Origin of the sequence: Pseudoalteromonas sp. 19-MNA-CIBAN-0066 (assembly GCF_040308705.1) — a bacterium.
In the GTDB taxonomy this organism is placed as follows: domain Bacteria; phylum Pseudomonadota; class Gammaproteobacteria; order Enterobacterales; family Alteromonadaceae; genus Pseudoalteromonas; species Pseudoalteromonas nigrifaciens.
In genome coordinates this window covers 1-255 of sequence record NZ_JBEONZ010000296.1, presented here as the reverse complement: position 1 = coordinate 255, position 255 = coordinate 1, and the positions used below count along the sequence as shown (strand labels likewise).

Below are 255 nucleotides of genomic sequence, written 5' to 3'. Positions count from 1 at the left end.
AACACGCAGTTTGGTCTATTGCATCAGGCTTTATAGCGTATGGCACCAGTATTGGCTCGGCTATGTACCTTGATTACACATTAGGTACGTTTGTAGGTGCTTTATCGGTGGGTATATTTAGTAACTTGTTTAACCGCGTTGCTAATGCGCCGGCCTCTATTGTTGCCATGCAAGGCTTGATTGTATTAGTACCAGGAAGCAAAACATATATAGGCTTAAACTCACTTATTGAAGGCCAAGACTTTGTATATGCAG

General features: G+C 42.0%; 1 protein-coding gene. It reads left to right on the top strand.

Features of this window, described 5'->3' with window-relative positions; translation table 11 throughout:
- On the top strand, positions 1 to 255 hold a 255-nt coding region (locus AAEZ18_RS19200; protein WP_352256021.1), incomplete at both ends, for a threonine/serine exporter family protein.